A 14,576-nucleotide genomic window follows, 5' to 3' on the forward strand; every position below is an offset into this window, starting at 1 on the left:
CTACACGAGGAGCACTGCCGTGAGGACGTTGATGGTAGCGTGCACGGTGGCGCCGGGCCATAGAGAAGCGCTTTTCTCGCGCAGCCAACCCATGGCGAAGCCGGTGGCAATCTGCAAAACAAAGAGCGGGATGAGGCTGATATCCAGCATGGCCAGCGGTAGGTGGATGAGGCCGAAGAGGAGGCCCTGCACTGTAATTCCCGCGCCGACATTCCAGCGCTGGGTGATAATTCCTTGTAGGAAACCGCGGAAGAAGATCTCTTCGCCCACCGCGCGCAGCGCCATCGCGAGGAATCCCATTGCCGTTGTTGCAGTCGTGGTCTGCGCGACAACCTCCGGCGGCGCAGGCAACAACGCGAGGTAGCTCAGCACCAGCAATACGAGCAGCATCACCGCTGCCCACGCCCACCCGCGCGCCCATGGACGTCCCAGTCCGCAGACGGCGACTGCCGGCTGGCGGCGGAGGAGAAGGTAGATGAGTGTGGGAAGCGACCACAGCAACAACATGACCATGGTTTAAGTCTAAGTCTGTACCGCGATTCGGGGAGCGTGATGTTCGACATAATCCCAGGAAAGCTGCTAAAATCGCTACTCGTTGTAGAAACCTAACCATTTTTAACCGGCGGCACCGATGATCGCCGGACTACAAGGAGTAGAAAACTTTGAGCGCTAGAAACGCTGTTGAGTTCAACATTGATGAAGAATTCGGTATCACCGAAGCAATCGCCACCCTTGACAATGGCGATTTTGGCACCCGCACCATCCGGTTTGAGACTGGCCAGCTGGCTCGTCAGGCGGGCGGCTCTGTCACCACTTACCTGGACGAGGACACCATGCTTCTGTCCACCACCACCGCCTCCAACCAGCCGCGTGAGGGCTTCGACTTCTTCCCGCTGACCGTGGACGTCGAGGAGCGCATGTACGCAGCCGGCAAGATTCCGGGCTCCTTCTTCCGCCGCGAAGGCCGTCCCTCCACCGAAGCCATCCTGGCCTGCCGCCTGATCGACCGTCCACTGCGCCCGACCTTTGTCAAGGGCCTGCGCAACGAGGTGCAGGTCGTTGTCACGGTGCTTTCCATGGCACCGGAGGAGTACTACGACGTCATCGCCATCAACGGTGCATCTGCTTCCACCCAGCTTTCCGGCCTGCCGGTATCCGGCGCCGTCGGCGGCGTGCGCATGGCGCTTATCGCTGATGACAAGCATCCAGAAGGCCAGTGGGTTGCGTTCCCGAACCACGAGCAGCACGAGCGTGCGCTGTTCGAGATGGTCGTCGCCGGCCGCATTGTGAAGAAGGGCCGCAAGGAAGACGTTGCCATCATGATGGTTGAGGCAGGCGCTGGTATCAACGTTGCAGAGCGCATCAAGGAAGGCGCACCGGCACCGCAGGAATCCACCGTTGCAGCAGGCCTTGAAGCAGCAAAACCATTCATCAAGACCCTGTGCGAGGCGCAGGCAGGTCTGGCTGAGCGCACAGCGAAGGAAACCCAGGAGTTCCCACTCTTCCCGCCGTACACCGATGACGTATTTGCCGCCGTGGAAAAGGCAGCCTCCAAGAAGCTGGAGAAGCTGATGACCATCCCTGGCAAGCAGGACCGTGACGACGCTACCAACGAGTACATGGAGCAGGTCGAGGCGGATCTCCTCGAGAAGTTTGAGGATGAGGATGCCTCCAAGCAGATCCGCGCTGCGTATAACGCTGTCATGAAGGCCATCGTGCGCAAGAAGATCCTCACCGAGGGCTTCCGTATCGACGGCCGTGGCGTCACCGACATCCGTGACTTGGGCGTTGAGGTTGACCTCATCCCACGCGCACACGGTTCCTCCCTTTTCGAGCGCGGTGAGACCCAGATCCTGGGCGTTACCACCCTGGACATGCTCAAGATGGAGCAGCAGATCGATTCCCTGACCCCGGTCACGGGCAAGCGCTACATGCACCACTACAACTTCCCGCCGTACTCCACCGGTGAGACCGGCCGCGTTGGCTCCCCAAAGCGCCGCGAGATCGGCCACGGTGCTCTTGCCGAGCGCGCCCTGCTGCCGGTCATCCCTTCCCGCGAGGACTTCCCGTACGCCATCCGTCAGGTCTCTGAGGCGCTAGGCTCCAACGGTTCTACTTCCATGGGCTCCGTTTGTGCTTCCACGCTGTCCCTGTACAACGCTGGTGTGCCGCTGAAGGCTCCGGTTGCAGGTATCGCAATGGGCCTGGTTTCCGGTGAGGTAGACGGCAAGGAGAAGTTCGTCGCTCTGACTGACATTTTGGGCGCCGAGGACGCATTCGGCGACATGGACTTCAAGGTCGCAGGTACCTCCGAGTTCATCACCGCGCTGCAGCTGGACACCAAGCTCGATGGCATCCCATCCAAGGTCCTGGCTAAGGCACTGGAGCAGGCACGTGACGCCCGCGCCACCATCTTGGAGACCATGGCTGAGGTCATCGAAGGCCCAGACGAGATGTCTGGTCTGGCTCCGAAGATCACTTCCGTGAAGATTCCGGTCAACAAGATCGGCGAGCTCATCGGCCCGAAGGGCAAGACCATCAACTCGATTACCGAGGAGACCGGCGCTGAGGTTTCCATCGAGGAAGACGGCACCGTCTACATCTCTGCCGCAACTGGTGAGGCTGCCGACGCCGCGATCGAGAAGGTTAACTCCATCGCTAACCCGCAGCTGCCAAAGGTCGGCGAGCGCTTCCTCGGCACCGTCGTTAAGACCGTCGCCTTTGGTGCATTCGTCTCCCTGGCCCCGGGCCGCGATGGCCTCATCCACATCTCGAAGCTCGGCGGCGACGAGCGCATCGAGAAGGTCGAGGACGTTGTCAACGTCGGCGATAAGATTCAGGTCGAAATCGCAGACATCGACAACCGCGGCAAGATCTCCTTGGTTCCGGTCGAGGAAAACTAGTCGCACCCTCCCGACAAGCCGTGTGATGCGGCTGTTACACAACGGCGCCCTCGCTTGGCGGTCGCAACTTTTGCCGGCTGCTAGCGAGGGCGCTTTTCCTTGTCTCTAGCGTCATCGGTGGCTAGGGACAAGCCTTAAGAGTTGGTGAGGAAGTCAATGACAATGCGAGGTGGACCGTCCAAGTACGTGATGGAATAGGGCACTTTCTTATCGAGTCCAATAACGAAGTGAGACTGCGCCTCGAATGCGCTGACAAATTCCACGCTGCGCACGACACCCGCGCCAGGAGTTTGGGCATTGGGCTTGAGCATTGCGTCTTGGAGCTCTTGGGTATCGGGCCACGGTGTGCGTTCGAGGCCTATTTCGAGAGCAATAGTGCCGGAGTAGGGCACGGGGAACCCCGACCCTGGTGCGCTTGTGGACTCGGTGTAGTGTGCCCACCACCGCGGAATGCCGGCACCCGCGGACTCTATGACAACGCGGTCGTAGCCTTGATGGCTACCAGCACGCATAGTGGTTGGGATTAGTTCGCCCTCGGAGGTTCCGTCGAAGTCGATGTCTGCCGTATCTGGAGTGCCTAAGAAGCCCTTTGGAAGCCCACCTGATTTCTGTTCGGTGCTCGTCGGCCGCGGGCTTGTGGTCTCCTCTATCGTTTGACTGCTTGTCGGCGGCGTGGTCTCAGAAGGCGCCACGGTAGATACCGGCGCGCTGTGGCTGTCGTCGTTGGAGGCACCGCCGGCGCAGGCGGAAAGCGTCAGCGTGGCCGTGGTTAAGGTGGCGGCCACAACGTGCAGGCGGCGGCGATGAGCAAGCGAATCGGCAGGCACAGAGAGCTTGAGAGGAATCATGCTGACCAGTCTAAGAAAACGGGCTCACGCTTTTGCACAATATTTAATGATTTAATGCTTGAGTTGCACCAATTGGATGAGGTTGCCCACGGTGTCGTCGAAGACGGCGATGATGGAAGGGCCGACGTCGGTTGGCTCCATGGTGAACCCGACGCCCTTGGCCTTGAGTTCTTCATACTCGGCCTGCACGTCCTCGCTCATGAATTGGGTGAGCGGAATGCCATCCTTTTTAAGAGCCTCGGTAAAAGGAGCTGCTGCTGGATGGCCCTTGGGCTCTAGCAGGAGTTCGATGCCGCTGCCGTCGGCTGGACCGGAGGCGTTGGTGACAGTGAGCCAACGGAAGTCGCCGTGCGTGACATCGTCTTTAACCTTGAATCCCAAGGTGTTGACGTAGAAATCGTGGGCGCGAGCGACGTCGTCGACAAGCACGGAAGCAATCTAGATACGCATGGCACAAAGTCTACGTTGCCAACTGGCGCGTTAGACTGGTCGGCATTGGGGCAGGCAATAAGGCCTGCGCTAGATGTAGCGTGCTTATACGTATTTAAATTTAGATTGAACGTTGAACAATTTAGATTGAACGTTGAACATTGAACAGGGCAAAGGAGCATTTATGGCTATCAAAGTTGGCGTCTTGGGCGCGAAGGGCCGCGTGGGCCAGGCGATTGTAGAAGGCGTTAATGCGGCAGATGACCTCGAGCTGGTCGCTGAGGTTGACCGCGATACCGACCTGCAGGTGCTGGTGGATAACCACGCCGAGGTTATCGTTGACTTCACCCAGCCATCTTCGGTGATGGCAAACCTCGAGTTCTGCATTGGCAACGGCATTCACTGTGTCGTGGGCACCACCGGTTTCGACGCAGACCGCCTGGCACAGGTCGAGGAGTGGACCAAGCAAGATGGCGCCGGCAACGTCCTGATTGCACCAAACTTTGCTATCTCCGCCGTGCTGACCATGGTTTTCGCAGCACAGGCTGCGAAGTACTTCGAGACCGCCGAGGTTGTGGAGTACCACCACCCAACCAAGCTGGATGCGCCTTCTGGCACCGCCATCCACACCGCGCAGGGCATTGCGGCCGCCCGCAAGGAAGCAGGTCTAGGTCAGATGCCGGACGCTACCGAGCAGGCTCTCGAAGGCGCACGCGGCGCCGACGTCGACGGTGTCCCAGTCCATGCCGTGCGTACCCGCGGCATGGTTGCCCACGAGGAGGTCATCTTCGGCGCCCAGGGGCAGTCCTTGACTATCCGCCAGGATTCCTATGATCGTTCTTCCTTCACCCCGGGCGTGCTGGTTGGCGTTCGCCAGATTGCAGAGCGTCCAGGGCTGACCGTGGGTCTTGAGAAGTACTTGGGCCTATAAGTCGGACTATCGAGGAGACATAAGGCACTAGATATGGCACGCATTAGCGAACTGGACGTCCAGCTCATCGCGGCAACGCAGTTCCACCCGCCGCAGGGCATCGAGTGGGAGAGGGAACAGGCAGCCTCCGATGGCGAGGCTCTCGTCGAATTTGCCGGCCGGGCTTGCTACGAGTCCTTCAATAAGCCGAATCCGCGCACCGCGGCCAACTCGGCCTACCTGCGCCACATCCTGGAGGTGGGCCACGACGCTCTGCTGGAGCACGCCACGGCCACATTGTATATCCGCGGCCTGTCGCGCTCTGCCAGTCATGAGCTGGTGCGCCACCGCCACTTTTCCTTTTCCCAGCTCTCGCAGCGCTATGTCCACCCGGAGGAAACTCAGGTGGTGCTGCCCAAGCTCATTGCTGAAGACGAGCAGCTGACGCGGCTTACAATGCAGGCCGTTGATGAAACCCGCTTTGTCTATAACGAGCTGCTCAGCGCGCTGGAGAGCAAATTAGAAGATGAGCCCAACGCACTGCTGCGCAAAAAACAGGCGCGGCAGGCGGCACGTGCGGTGTTGCCCAATCTCACGGAAAGCCGCATCGTGGTTACCGGCAACTACCGCGCTTGGCGTCACTTCATCGGCGCGCGTGCCACAGAGCAGGCGGATACCGAGATGCGCGAGTTAGCTATTGCCTGCCTGAAGCTGTTGCGGGAGCAGTCGCCGGTGGTATTCGATGACTTCCACATCACCCAGCTTGCCGACGGCACCGAAATGGCATCGAGCCCATACGCCTAGTTAAAGTCCGTGGCGGTGGCCATAGCTTGTTCCGCCACGCGACCACCCCGATGAACAAAATTTCGCGGGAAGCGGGTAATCTTGACGGCTATGAGCACAGGTATGACAGCAAAGACAGGCGTAGAAACCTTCGGACGCGTCGGAGTAGCTATGGTCACCCCGTTTGACGGGGATGGCAAACTCGATGTCGCTGCGGGACGCCGGCTGGCGGCTCACCTCGTTGACAACGGTATCGACTCTTTGATTCTGGGCGGTACCACCGGTGAATCGCCGACGACAACGCTGGATGAAAAGCTAACGCTGCTCAAGGCCGTCAAGGAAGAAGTAGGGGACCGCGCAAAGATCTGCGCCGGCGCAGGCACCAACAACACCGCCACCTCGATTGAGATGGCAAAGGCTTCCGCAGAAGCGGGAGCAGACAGCCTGCTCGTCGTGACCCCTTACTACTCCAAGCCTTCGCAGGAAGGCGTGTATGCGCACTTCGCAGCGATTGCTCAGGCAACTGATACCCCAATTTGTCTCTATGACATTCCTGGCCGCTCGGGCATTCCGATTGCGACGGATACCATCCGTCGCCTCGCGGAATTGCCGACCATTCAGGCCATCAAGGACGCCAAAGGCAACCTTGGTGCAGCCACCCCACTTATTCAGGAGACCGGCCTCGCCTGGTACTCCGGCGATGACCCGCTAAACCTGCCGTGGCTTTCCTTGGGCGCATCTGGCGTCATCTCCGTGGTTGGCCATGCAGCACCGCGCGGTCTCGCAGATCTTCTGGATGCCTTCGAAGAAGGCGATCTTGCACGCGCAAGGAAGATCAATGCACAAACTTTGACCCCGCTCATCCAAGCTCAAGCACGCTTGGGAGGAGCAACACTCGCAAAGGCTGCCCTGCGCCTGCAGGGCATCGAAGTCGGCGATCCTCGTCTGCCTGTTGTCGCAGCAAGCGAGCAGGAGATTGAGGAACTTCGCCGTGATATGGAAAAGGCTGGAGTCCTTTAAGAATGACTGAACCCCGTAACCGTTCCCGCAAGGTTACCCGCAAGGCGGGCCCACCAGCGGAAACCGAGTCCGCCTCCAACGAGGCGGCTTCGCCGGTTTTTCAGGCACCGAGCAACTCGGAGCCAAAACAGGAATCCGGTGACAAGAAGTCCAATAACAACGGCAATTCCGAGAACTCGAACGGCGGCAACCGGCGCTCGCGTTCCCGTGGCTCCCGCGGTGGTCGCGGTCGCGGCCGCGGCGGCAACAACGCCGAGAACAACGGAATTAACAACAACGGCAATAACGGCAATAACAATGGTGGCCGTGGCAACCGCAACAACAACCGCGGCCGCCGCAACGTTCCGAAGTCCATGCAGGGCGCGGATCTGACCAAGCGCCTGCCGCAGCCGCCGAAGCAGCCGAAGGATGCCCTGCGCATCTACGCTCTGGGCGGTATTTCTGAGATCGGTCGTAACATGACCGTCTTTGAGTACCAGGACGAGCTGCTCATCATTGACTGTGGCGTGCTCTTCCCTTCCTCCGGTGAGCCGGGCGTGGACCTTATCTTGCCGGACTTTGGCCCGATCGAAAAGAAGATCGACAAGGTCAAGGCGCTCGTGGTTACCCACGCTCACGAGGACCACATTGGTGCTATCCCGTGGCTTCTCAAGCTGCGCCCGGATATCCCAATCGTGGCATCGCGCTTTACCATTGCCCTGATTGCGGCGAAGTGTAAGGAGCACCGCCAGAAGCCGAAGTTCGTTGAGGTCAACGAGAAGTCCGATGTGAACTACGGTCCGTTCCGTCTGCGCTTCTGGGCAGTTAACCACTCCGTTCCGGATGCACTGGGCATCATGCTGGGCACCCCGGCTGGCAACATCATCCACACCGGTGACATCAAGCTGGACCAGACCCCGCTGGATAACCGCCCGACCGACCTTCCGGCGCTGTCTCGCTACGGCGACGAGGGCGTCGACCTCATGCTCTGCGATTCCACCAACGCGAACATCCCAGGCGTTTCCGCATCTGAGGGCGATATCCCGGCTACCTTCCGCCGCTTGGTCTCCAATGCCAAGCAGCGCGTCATCATTGCGTCCTTCGCCTCGAACGTCTACCGCGTGCAGGCGGCTATCGACGCCGCCGTTTACGCTGGCCGTAAGGTCGCGTTCAACGGCCGTTCCATGATGCGCAACATGGAAATCGCCGAGAAGATGGGCTTCCTTAAGGTTCCGCGCGGCACCATCGTCCCGATCGATGAGGCTGCCAAGATGGCACCACACAAGGTCCTTCTGATTACCACCGGTACCCAGGGCGAGCCGATGGCGGCACTGTCGCGCATGGCGCGTCGCGAGCACCGTCAGATCACCGTTCGCGATGGCGATCTGATCATCTTCTCTTCCTCCCTGATTCCGGGTAACGAAGAGGCCGTCTACGGTGTGATGAACATGCTCTCCCAGATTGGTGCCGAGGTTGTCACCAACAAGGAGGCTAAGGTTCACGCTTCCGGCCACGGCTACGGCGGCGAGCTTTTGTTCCTCTACAACGCTGCACGTCCGAAGAACGCTATGCCGGTCCACGGCGAGTGGCGCCATTTGCGTGCGAACAAGGAACTGGCTGTCTCTACTGGCGTCGACCGCGACCGCGTGGTTCTCGCCCAAAACGGCGTCGTTGTAGACCTGCGCAAGGGTCGTGCCGAGGTCGTTGGCCAGATCACGGTGGGCAACCTCTACGTCGATGGTGTTTCCATGGGTGACGTCGATGCCGATACCTTGGCAGACCGCACCAACCTCGGTGCTGGCGGCGTTGTCTCCATCACTTGTGTCATCGACAACCGCACCTCGCGTCTGCTCGAAAAGCCAGCGGTTTCCACCACGGGCTTCTCCGACGACGACCGTGGAATCGTGCCAGAGGTTGCCGAGATCGTGGAAAACACCATGAACGATCTCGCTGCCGAAGGCGAGAACGACACCTACCGCATGGTCCAGAAGGTCCGCCGCAAGGTCACCAAGCTCATGGATTCCAAGTACAAGCGTGAGCCGGTCATCTTGCCGACCATCATTCCGACCAACTCTGGTCCGTTGCTTGCAGACGACGATGAGGTAGAGGCTTCCCGCGAGTCCCTTTAAAAACCTTTAGGCTTGGCAGCGCGTATCGAGCCGCCTTGTTCGTCTGACGGCGTGTGCCCCAGCAGTCTATGCTGGGGCACATGTCGTTTTCTTCTGCTGAGCGCGCCAAGCTGGTGACGCTATTTCATAAGCTCGGACCAGACGCTCCCACCCTCTGCCAGGGCTGGAGCACCCGCGATCTAGCTGCCCACCTGTGGGTGCGTGAGAACCGTCCCGACGCTGCGGCGGGCATGCTGGTCCCACAGCTTGCCGGCCGTCTCGACGCCGCGATGGAGCAGGCGGCTGCCCGCGACTTCACCGAGCTCGTCGATGACTGGGGGAGGGGAGCCGGACGCGCCAACCCAATGCGTCTTGTTGACTCCAAGGTCAATCTCACCGAGCACTTTGTCCACCACGAGGACGTGCGCCGCGCCAATGGCATGAATGAGCAACGCGAGTTCTCCGCGGTGGTTTTGGGCGAGCTGCATAAGGCTCTGAAAATGCTCGCGCCACGCATGCTGAAAAAGTCTTCCAAGCCGGTCGTGTTGTATCCGGAGAACTTTGGCCGGATCGTCGTCGCGGACGATAGGAAGGTTGCCGATCGCGGCGATGACGTCGTCCGCGTGATGGGGCCCGTTCCAGAGCTCGTGCTGTGGGTCTTTGGCCGCGATGCTTGCTCGCTGAAAATTGAGGGCGACGTAAGCGCCGTCGTTAGGTCAACCCTCTAGACTAGATATAGCCACGTACGTCTTGCGGGCAGCCCTGCAGGCCCGCAGACGCATCATTAACTAAGGAAAATACTTCCTCGAAACCCGTGTGGCGTATGTGATTAGTGGGGTGTGGGCTACTAGAGTGGCTGGCATGTCTGTCAAAAACGCACCGTCACGCGCCTCGCATCGCGGCCGCTCCGGCAAGGGGGCGGCCCGTCCTGCGAATCGATCGCGCCCCTCGGGGCGGTCTGGAGCGGCCAAGTCCACGTCGCGGAATGCAGCAGAGAATCTGACGCTTACTTCCGCCAACCGCGCTGCTGATCCCTCTTATGAGCGGACCGGCAGCGCATTTCGTGCTGTCGGGCGTGGCCTAAGTGCCGCATTCGGTGCCACCGCGCGTGGCATGGGCGATATGACGCGCGGCGTTAGCCGCGGTTTTGGCAATCTGCGTCCGAGTGACGGCGGAGCAGAAGGCTATGAAGAATTCGCATACGACGATGCAAGGGAGCCAGAGGAAATTTCTACTCGCGGCAAACAAAAGAAAAACAAGGTGACCCGCGCAAAGGCCACAGAAGATCGCGCAGCGCGCGAGCATGAGCTCGATGAGCATCTGGCAACTGCTCCTGATGCAATCTCGCGCGAAGAGCGCACCATCCAGATTTCCAACCCGGATGCCGTTGCCTTAACACTCATCGGCGTAGCCATCGTCTTGGCATGCGCGGTATGGTTCGACATCGTTGGCGTTATCGGCGCCTATCTCACCGACGCCGTGCGCTATGTCATCGGCGCGGGCGCTTACGTCTTGCCGGTCGCACTGATCGCGCTCGCCATGGCGCTGATGATGGGAGTTTCCGGCGTAGCTGGCCGTCTGCAGCCCCGCGTGATGGGCGGCATTGGCCTCATCATCGTCTCGATGCTGGGCCTAATTCATATCTTCGCCGGTCTGCCCAAGCTTTCCTGGCGCGATAACGCGGCTGGAGACGCCGGCGGTGCCATCGGCTTTGCCGTAGGTCAGCTTTTGGAGGCAGCATTTTCCGCCTACGTCGCCGTGCCGCTGCTAATCCTGCTCATCATCTACGGCGCTTTGAACGTCACGGGCATCACCTTGCGCCAGGCCTTCGACTACCTTTCTGCGCTCTTCAACGACCTGATGGCGGGCCTGCGCGAGAAGAAGGCCGAGCGTTATGGCGACTATGACGAGGACATCGACGACGATGCCTATGGCCACGTCGACGATGACATCGAAGACATTGCCGAAGGCCGCGAGCGCACCCCACGTGATAAGCGCCAGCAGTCGCAGCCACGTCGCGCGCGGCGCCAGGCCCCACGCCGCTTGGCGACGCCGTTGGATAATTACCCGGCAGATAACCAATCGGCCAACCCGCCCACCGTGTCCTTCGATTCCGCGAACACCAAGCCGGCTGCCCAAGAACAAGAGCAAGCATTGCTTGACGAGGCCGGCCAGCCCACCGAAGTCTTTTCTAACGCCGCGCCAGTCCAGCACGGTCGCCCAGACTTCGCTGGCTCCCGCAACATCGAGGACACCGACGAGTTCCCGGCCGTGCGTGATGAAGAGCAGACCACCGTTTTGCCTTCTGCACCGCAGCGTCAAGAATCTGCACAGCCGACTCAGCAGCCAGTCCAGCAGTCGGCCCAGCAGCCGGCCGCACAACCTGCGGCTCAGCCTGTAGCCAAGAAGGCGTCGCCAAGCGCTGCCGGTGCCGCCGCTGCCGGCGCTGCTGGTGCCGCCGTTGCCGGCGCTGCTGGTGCGGCCGCAATGGACGCTGCTTCCGACGTTGTTTCTTCCGCACACGCGGAGGCAGTGCGCCTGTTCCAGCAGCGCTCCGGCCGCGATGCGGCGACGGGTAAGTCCGTGGAGGAGCCTGCTGCGCAGCAACAGGCCGCCGCACAGGGCGGCGCGATGGGCAACGACTCCGACTACGACCTGCCTACCACCGCATTGTTGACCGCGGGTAAGCCCACCAAGGCGCGCACCGAGGCCAACGACCGCATCATCGAGGCGATTACCGATGTCTTCGAGGAGTTCAAGGTCAACGCGCAGGTCACCGGCTTTAGCCGTGGCCCGACAGTCACCCGCTACGAAATCGAGCTGGGACCAGGCGTGAAGGTCTCCAAGATTACGAACCTGCAGTCCAACCTGGCCTATGCCGTGGCGACGGACAACCTGCGCCTGCTGACCCCAATCCCGGGCAAGTCTGCGGTGGGTATCGAGGTTCCGAATGCGGACCGTGAGATGGTGCGCCTGCGTGACGTTCTGGATTCCCCGGCCATCGCAAGTGATGAGGACCCGATGCTCATCGGCCTGGGTAAAGACATCGAGGGCGAGTACTCGTCCTATTCCGTGCAGAAGATGCCGCACCTGCTCGTCGCCGGTGCCACCGGTTCCGGTAAGTCGGCCTTCGTGAACTCGATGCTGGTTTCCCTCCTGACGCGCGCGACCCCGGAGCAGGTCCGCCTCATCCTCGTTGACCCGAAGATGGTGGAGCTGACTCCTTACGAGGGCATCCCGCACCTTATTACGCCTATTATCACCCAGCCAAAGAAGGCGGCGGCGGCCCTGCAGTGGCTCGTCGAGGAGATGGAGCAGCGCTACATGGACATGAAGGCTGCCCGCGTGCGTAAGATCGAGGACTATAACCGCAAGGTCATCTCCGGCGCGCACCAGGCGCCGCTCGGCTCCGAGCGCGAGATGCGCCCGTACCCGTACATCGTCTGTGTCGTGGACGAGTTGGCCGACCTCATGATGACCGCGCCGAAGGAAATCGAGGAATCCATCGTGCGCATCACCCAGAAGGCGCGTGCGGCCGGCATCCACTTGGTGCTTGCAACCCAGCGACCTTCCGTGGACGTGGTCACCGGTCTTATCAAGACCAACGTTCCTTCCCGATTGGCATTTGCCACCTCGTCCCTTACGGACTCCCGCGTCATTTTGGACCAAGGCGGTGCAGAAAAGCTCATCGGCATGGGTGACGGCCTCTTCATTCCGCAGGGCGGCCGTCCGGTGCGTATGCAGGGTGCTTTCGTCTCCGACGAAGAGGTGCAAGCGGTTGTCGATGCCGCGAAGGCACAAGGTCAGCCGAACTACACTGAAGGCGTCACGGAAGAAAAGAAGTCCGAGGCGAAGAAGGAAATCGACGACGATATCGGCAAGGACATGGACGATCTGCTCGAGGCAGTCGAGCTGGTTGTCACCTCCCAGCTGGGTTCGACCTCGATGCTCCAGCGCAAGCTGCGCATCGGTTTCGCCAAGGCGGGCCGCCTCATGGATCTCATGGAATCCCGCGGTGTCGTGGGCCCATCCGAGGGCTCCAAGGCCCGTGAGGTGCTGGTCAAGCCGGAAGAACTCGACACCATCATCTGGATGATCAAGGGCGCCGACCCAGCAGAGGCACCGAAGGAAATCCAGGACGAGATGGCGCAGTCTGAATCGGCGGAAGATTCTTCCGCCGACGATGCCTCCGCCCCAAGTGGCGAGGACACGCGCACTGTCCAAGTGACGTATAACCCGTCCTCCGGCGCCTTCTAGGCAATAAGTTTCTCGCCCCACCGCAGCCATTGCGGTGGGGCATTAACTTTTGTGTAAGATAGTACAAGTCTTGGAGGGGAGTACCCCGTTCCACAGCGATGATCGTCAACACGGCAACTCCGCAGGGAAATGAGTTCCCGGTCTCGCTGGCTCGCAGTAGACGAGTTGGGGGAGACCTCCGGTCAAATCTTTTCTTACTCGACCGGAGGATATTTCTATATGCATGTCCCTTTGTGGATTTGGATACTAACCATCGCCGTCATCCTCGGCTTTTTCATCTTTGACTTCTTGAGCCACGTGCGTTCGCCGCACGAGCCCTCCATGAAGGAATCCGGCTTCTGGACCTTGTTCTACATGGGCATGGCCGTCATCTTTGGTGGTATCGTCTGGGTGCTGTGGGATCACGAGCACGCCATTCAGTTCTACACAGGCTGGGTGACTGAGCAAGCCTTGAGCGTGGACAACCTCTTCGTGTTCGCGCTGATTATGGGTTCGTTCAAGATTCCGCGCCGCTTCCAGCAGAAGGTGCTGCTCATCGGCATCGTGTTGGCGCTGCTATTCCGCCTCATCTTCATCATGCTCGGTGCTGCGATCATCCAGGCGTGGTCCGACGTGTTCTATCTGTTCGCAATCTTCCTCATCTACACCGCGGTCAAGCTCATCGTGGACGAGGTCACCGATGCCGAAGAGACTGACCCGAATGACATGCTGATCATCAAGTGGCTGCGCAAGGTCATCCACGTCACCCCGCGCTACCACGGTGACAAGCTCACTCACCGCGAGGAGTCCGGCCCGAAGAAGGGCAAGCTGGCTCTGACGCCTTTGTTCGTGGCACTGGTCGCCATCGGGCTTATCGACGTCATGTTCGCCTTCGACTCCATCCCAGCCATCTACGGCATTACTTCGGAGCCGTTCCTGGTCTTTAGTACCAACGCCTTCGCGCTAATGGGCCTGCGTCAGATGTTCTTCCTCATCGATGGCCTGCTCGAGCGCTTGGTTTACCTGCCTTATGGCTTGGGTATCATCCTGGGCTTCATCGGCGTGAAGCTGCTCTTCCACGCGCTGCACGAGAACAACCTGCCGTTCGTGAATGGCGGTGAAAACGTCGGCGGCATTCCAGAGATTCCGACCTTGGTCTCCCTGCTCGTCATCGTCGGCGTGCTGGGGCTTACCGTCGCGGCTTCTGTCCTTAAGAACAAGCGCGACGAAGCGCAGGGCGGCATCACCGTGTCCCACAACCACTATGACTGGGACGAAGAGGGCAACAAGATCGTCCGCACCAAGTCGGGCGAGTTCGTCGGTAAGGCAGCCGATCTGCCAGAGACCGAACTGCCCTAAC

The 14,576-nt window shown here is 60.3% G+C and carries 11 protein-coding genes; 8 read left to right on the top strand and 3 right to left on the bottom strand.

From position 1 onward, the window contains the following. A complete protein-coding gene (locus WM42_RS11800) occupies window positions 1-513 on the bottom strand; it encodes a CPBP family intramembrane glutamic endopeptidase (protein WP_062038567.1) in 513 nt (170 codons plus the stop codon). A 149-nt stretch (window positions 514-662) separates the two neighbouring features. Between WM42_RS11800 and WM42_RS11805 the strand changes: the two genes are divergently transcribed. Continuing rightward, on the top strand, window positions 663-2,903 hold the full coding sequence (locus WM42_RS11805) for a polyribonucleotide nucleotidyltransferase (RefSeq protein WP_062038570.1): 2,241 nt from the start codon (window positions 663-665) through the stop codon (window positions 2,901-2,903). Window positions 2,904-3,037: 134 nt separating this feature from the next. Here the strand turns inward: WM42_RS11805 and WM42_RS11810 are convergent, their stop codons facing one another. Further along, the gene (locus tag WM42_RS11810; protein ID WP_062038573.1) at window positions 3,038-3,751 is read right to left on the bottom strand and encodes an AMIN-like domain-containing (lipo)protein; all 714 of its coding nucleotides are present in this window, start codon (window positions 3,749-3,751) and stop codon (window positions 3,038-3,040) included. Window positions 3,752-3,802: 51 nt separating this feature from the next. Next, window positions 3,803-4,189: a VOC family protein gene (locus tag WM42_RS11815; protein WP_235591356.1), complete on the bottom strand. Its 387-nt coding sequence runs from the start codon at window positions 4,187-4,189 to the stop codon at window positions 3,803-3,805. A gap of 175 nt (window positions 4,190-4,364) precedes the next feature. Between WM42_RS11815 and dapB the strand changes: the two genes are divergently transcribed. The 7 genes from dapB to WM42_RS11850 all read left to right on the top strand — a co-directional run bounded on the left by dapB (window position 4,365) and on the right by WM42_RS11850 (window position 14,575). Next, window positions 4,365-5,111, top strand: a complete 747-nt coding sequence (gene dapB / locus WM42_RS11820; RefSeq protein WP_062038576.1) for a 4-hydroxy-tetrahydrodipicolinate reductase — start codon at window positions 4,365-4,367, stop codon at window positions 5,109-5,111. Window positions 5,112-5,144: 33 nt separating this feature from the next. Beyond that, the gene (thyX, locus tag WM42_RS11825) at window positions 5,145-5,894 is read left to right on the top strand and encodes an FAD-dependent thymidylate synthase (RefSeq protein WP_062038579.1); all 750 of its coding nucleotides are present in this window, start codon (window positions 5,145-5,147) and stop codon (window positions 5,892-5,894) included. Window positions 5,895-5,984: 90 nt separating this feature from the next. Continuing rightward, window positions 5,985-6,893, top strand: a complete 909-nt coding sequence (dapA, locus tag WM42_RS11830; protein WP_062038582.1) for a 4-hydroxy-tetrahydrodipicolinate synthase — start codon at window positions 5,985-5,987, stop codon at window positions 6,891-6,893. Between the two features lie 2 nt (window positions 6,894-6,895). Further along, the gene (locus WM42_RS11835; RefSeq protein WP_082787699.1) at window positions 6,896-9,001 is read left to right on the top strand and encodes a ribonuclease J; all 2,106 of its coding nucleotides are present in this window, start codon (window positions 6,896-6,898) and stop codon (window positions 8,999-9,001) included. A gap of 68 nt (window positions 9,002-9,069) precedes the next feature. Further along, on the top strand, window positions 9,070-9,708 hold the full coding sequence (locus tag WM42_RS11840) for a TIGR03085 family metal-binding protein (RefSeq protein WP_062038586.1): 639 nt from the start codon (window positions 9,070-9,072) through the stop codon (window positions 9,706-9,708). 133 nt (window positions 9,709-9,841) lie between these two features. After that, window positions 9,842-13,237 carry an FtsK/SpoIIIE family DNA translocase gene (locus WM42_RS11845; RefSeq protein WP_062038589.1) on the top strand — a complete coding sequence of 1,132 codons (3,396 nt, stop codon included), beginning with the start codon at window positions 9,842-9,844 and terminating at the stop codon, window positions 13,235-13,237. Between the two features lie 219 nt (window positions 13,238-13,456). Next, entirely contained in the window at window positions 13,457-14,575 is a 1,119-nt protein-coding gene (locus tag WM42_RS11850; protein WP_062038592.1) for a TerC family protein, read from the top strand. The last annotated feature ends 1 nt before the right edge of the window (window position 14,576 follow it).

The sequence above is a fragment of the Corynebacterium simulans genome, assembly GCF_001586215.1.
Taxonomy (GTDB): domain Bacteria; phylum Actinomycetota; class Actinomycetes; order Mycobacteriales; family Mycobacteriaceae; genus Corynebacterium; species Corynebacterium simulans.

Bases quoted from the DNA above. Each gene is read 5' to 3' on its own strand.
- thyX (WP_062038579.1), top strand. From the start codon at position 5,145: ATGGCACGCATTAGCGAACTGGACGTCCAGCTCATCGCGGCAACGCAG.
- dapB (WP_062038576.1), top strand. From the start codon at position 4,365: ATGGCTATCAAAGTTGGCGTCTTGGGCGCGAAGGGCCGCGTGGGCCAG.
- WM42_RS11800 (WP_062038567.1), bottom strand. From the start codon at position 513: ATGGTCATGTTGTTGCTGTGGTCGCTTCCCACACTCATCTACCTTCTC.
- WM42_RS11835 (WP_082787699.1), top strand. From the start codon at position 6,896: ATGACTGAACCCCGTAACCGTTCCCGCAAGGTTACCCGCAAGGCGGGC.
- dapA (WP_062038582.1), top strand. From the start codon at position 5,985: ATGAGCACAGGTATGACAGCAAAGACAGGCGTAGAAACCTTCGGACGC.
- WM42_RS11850 (WP_062038592.1), top strand. From the start codon at position 13,457: ATGCATGTCCCTTTGTGGATTTGGATACTAACCATCGCCGTCATCCTC.
- WM42_RS11845 (WP_062038589.1), top strand. From the start codon at position 9,842: ATGTCTGTCAAAAACGCACCGTCACGCGCCTCGCATCGCGGCCGCTCC.
- WM42_RS11840 (WP_062038586.1), top strand. From the start codon at position 9,070: ATGCTGGGGCACATGTCGTTTTCTTCTGCTGAGCGCGCCAAGCTGGTG.
- WM42_RS11810 (WP_062038573.1), bottom strand. From the start codon at position 3,751: ATGATTCCTCTCAAGCTCTCTGTGCCTGCCGATTCGCTTGCTCATCGC.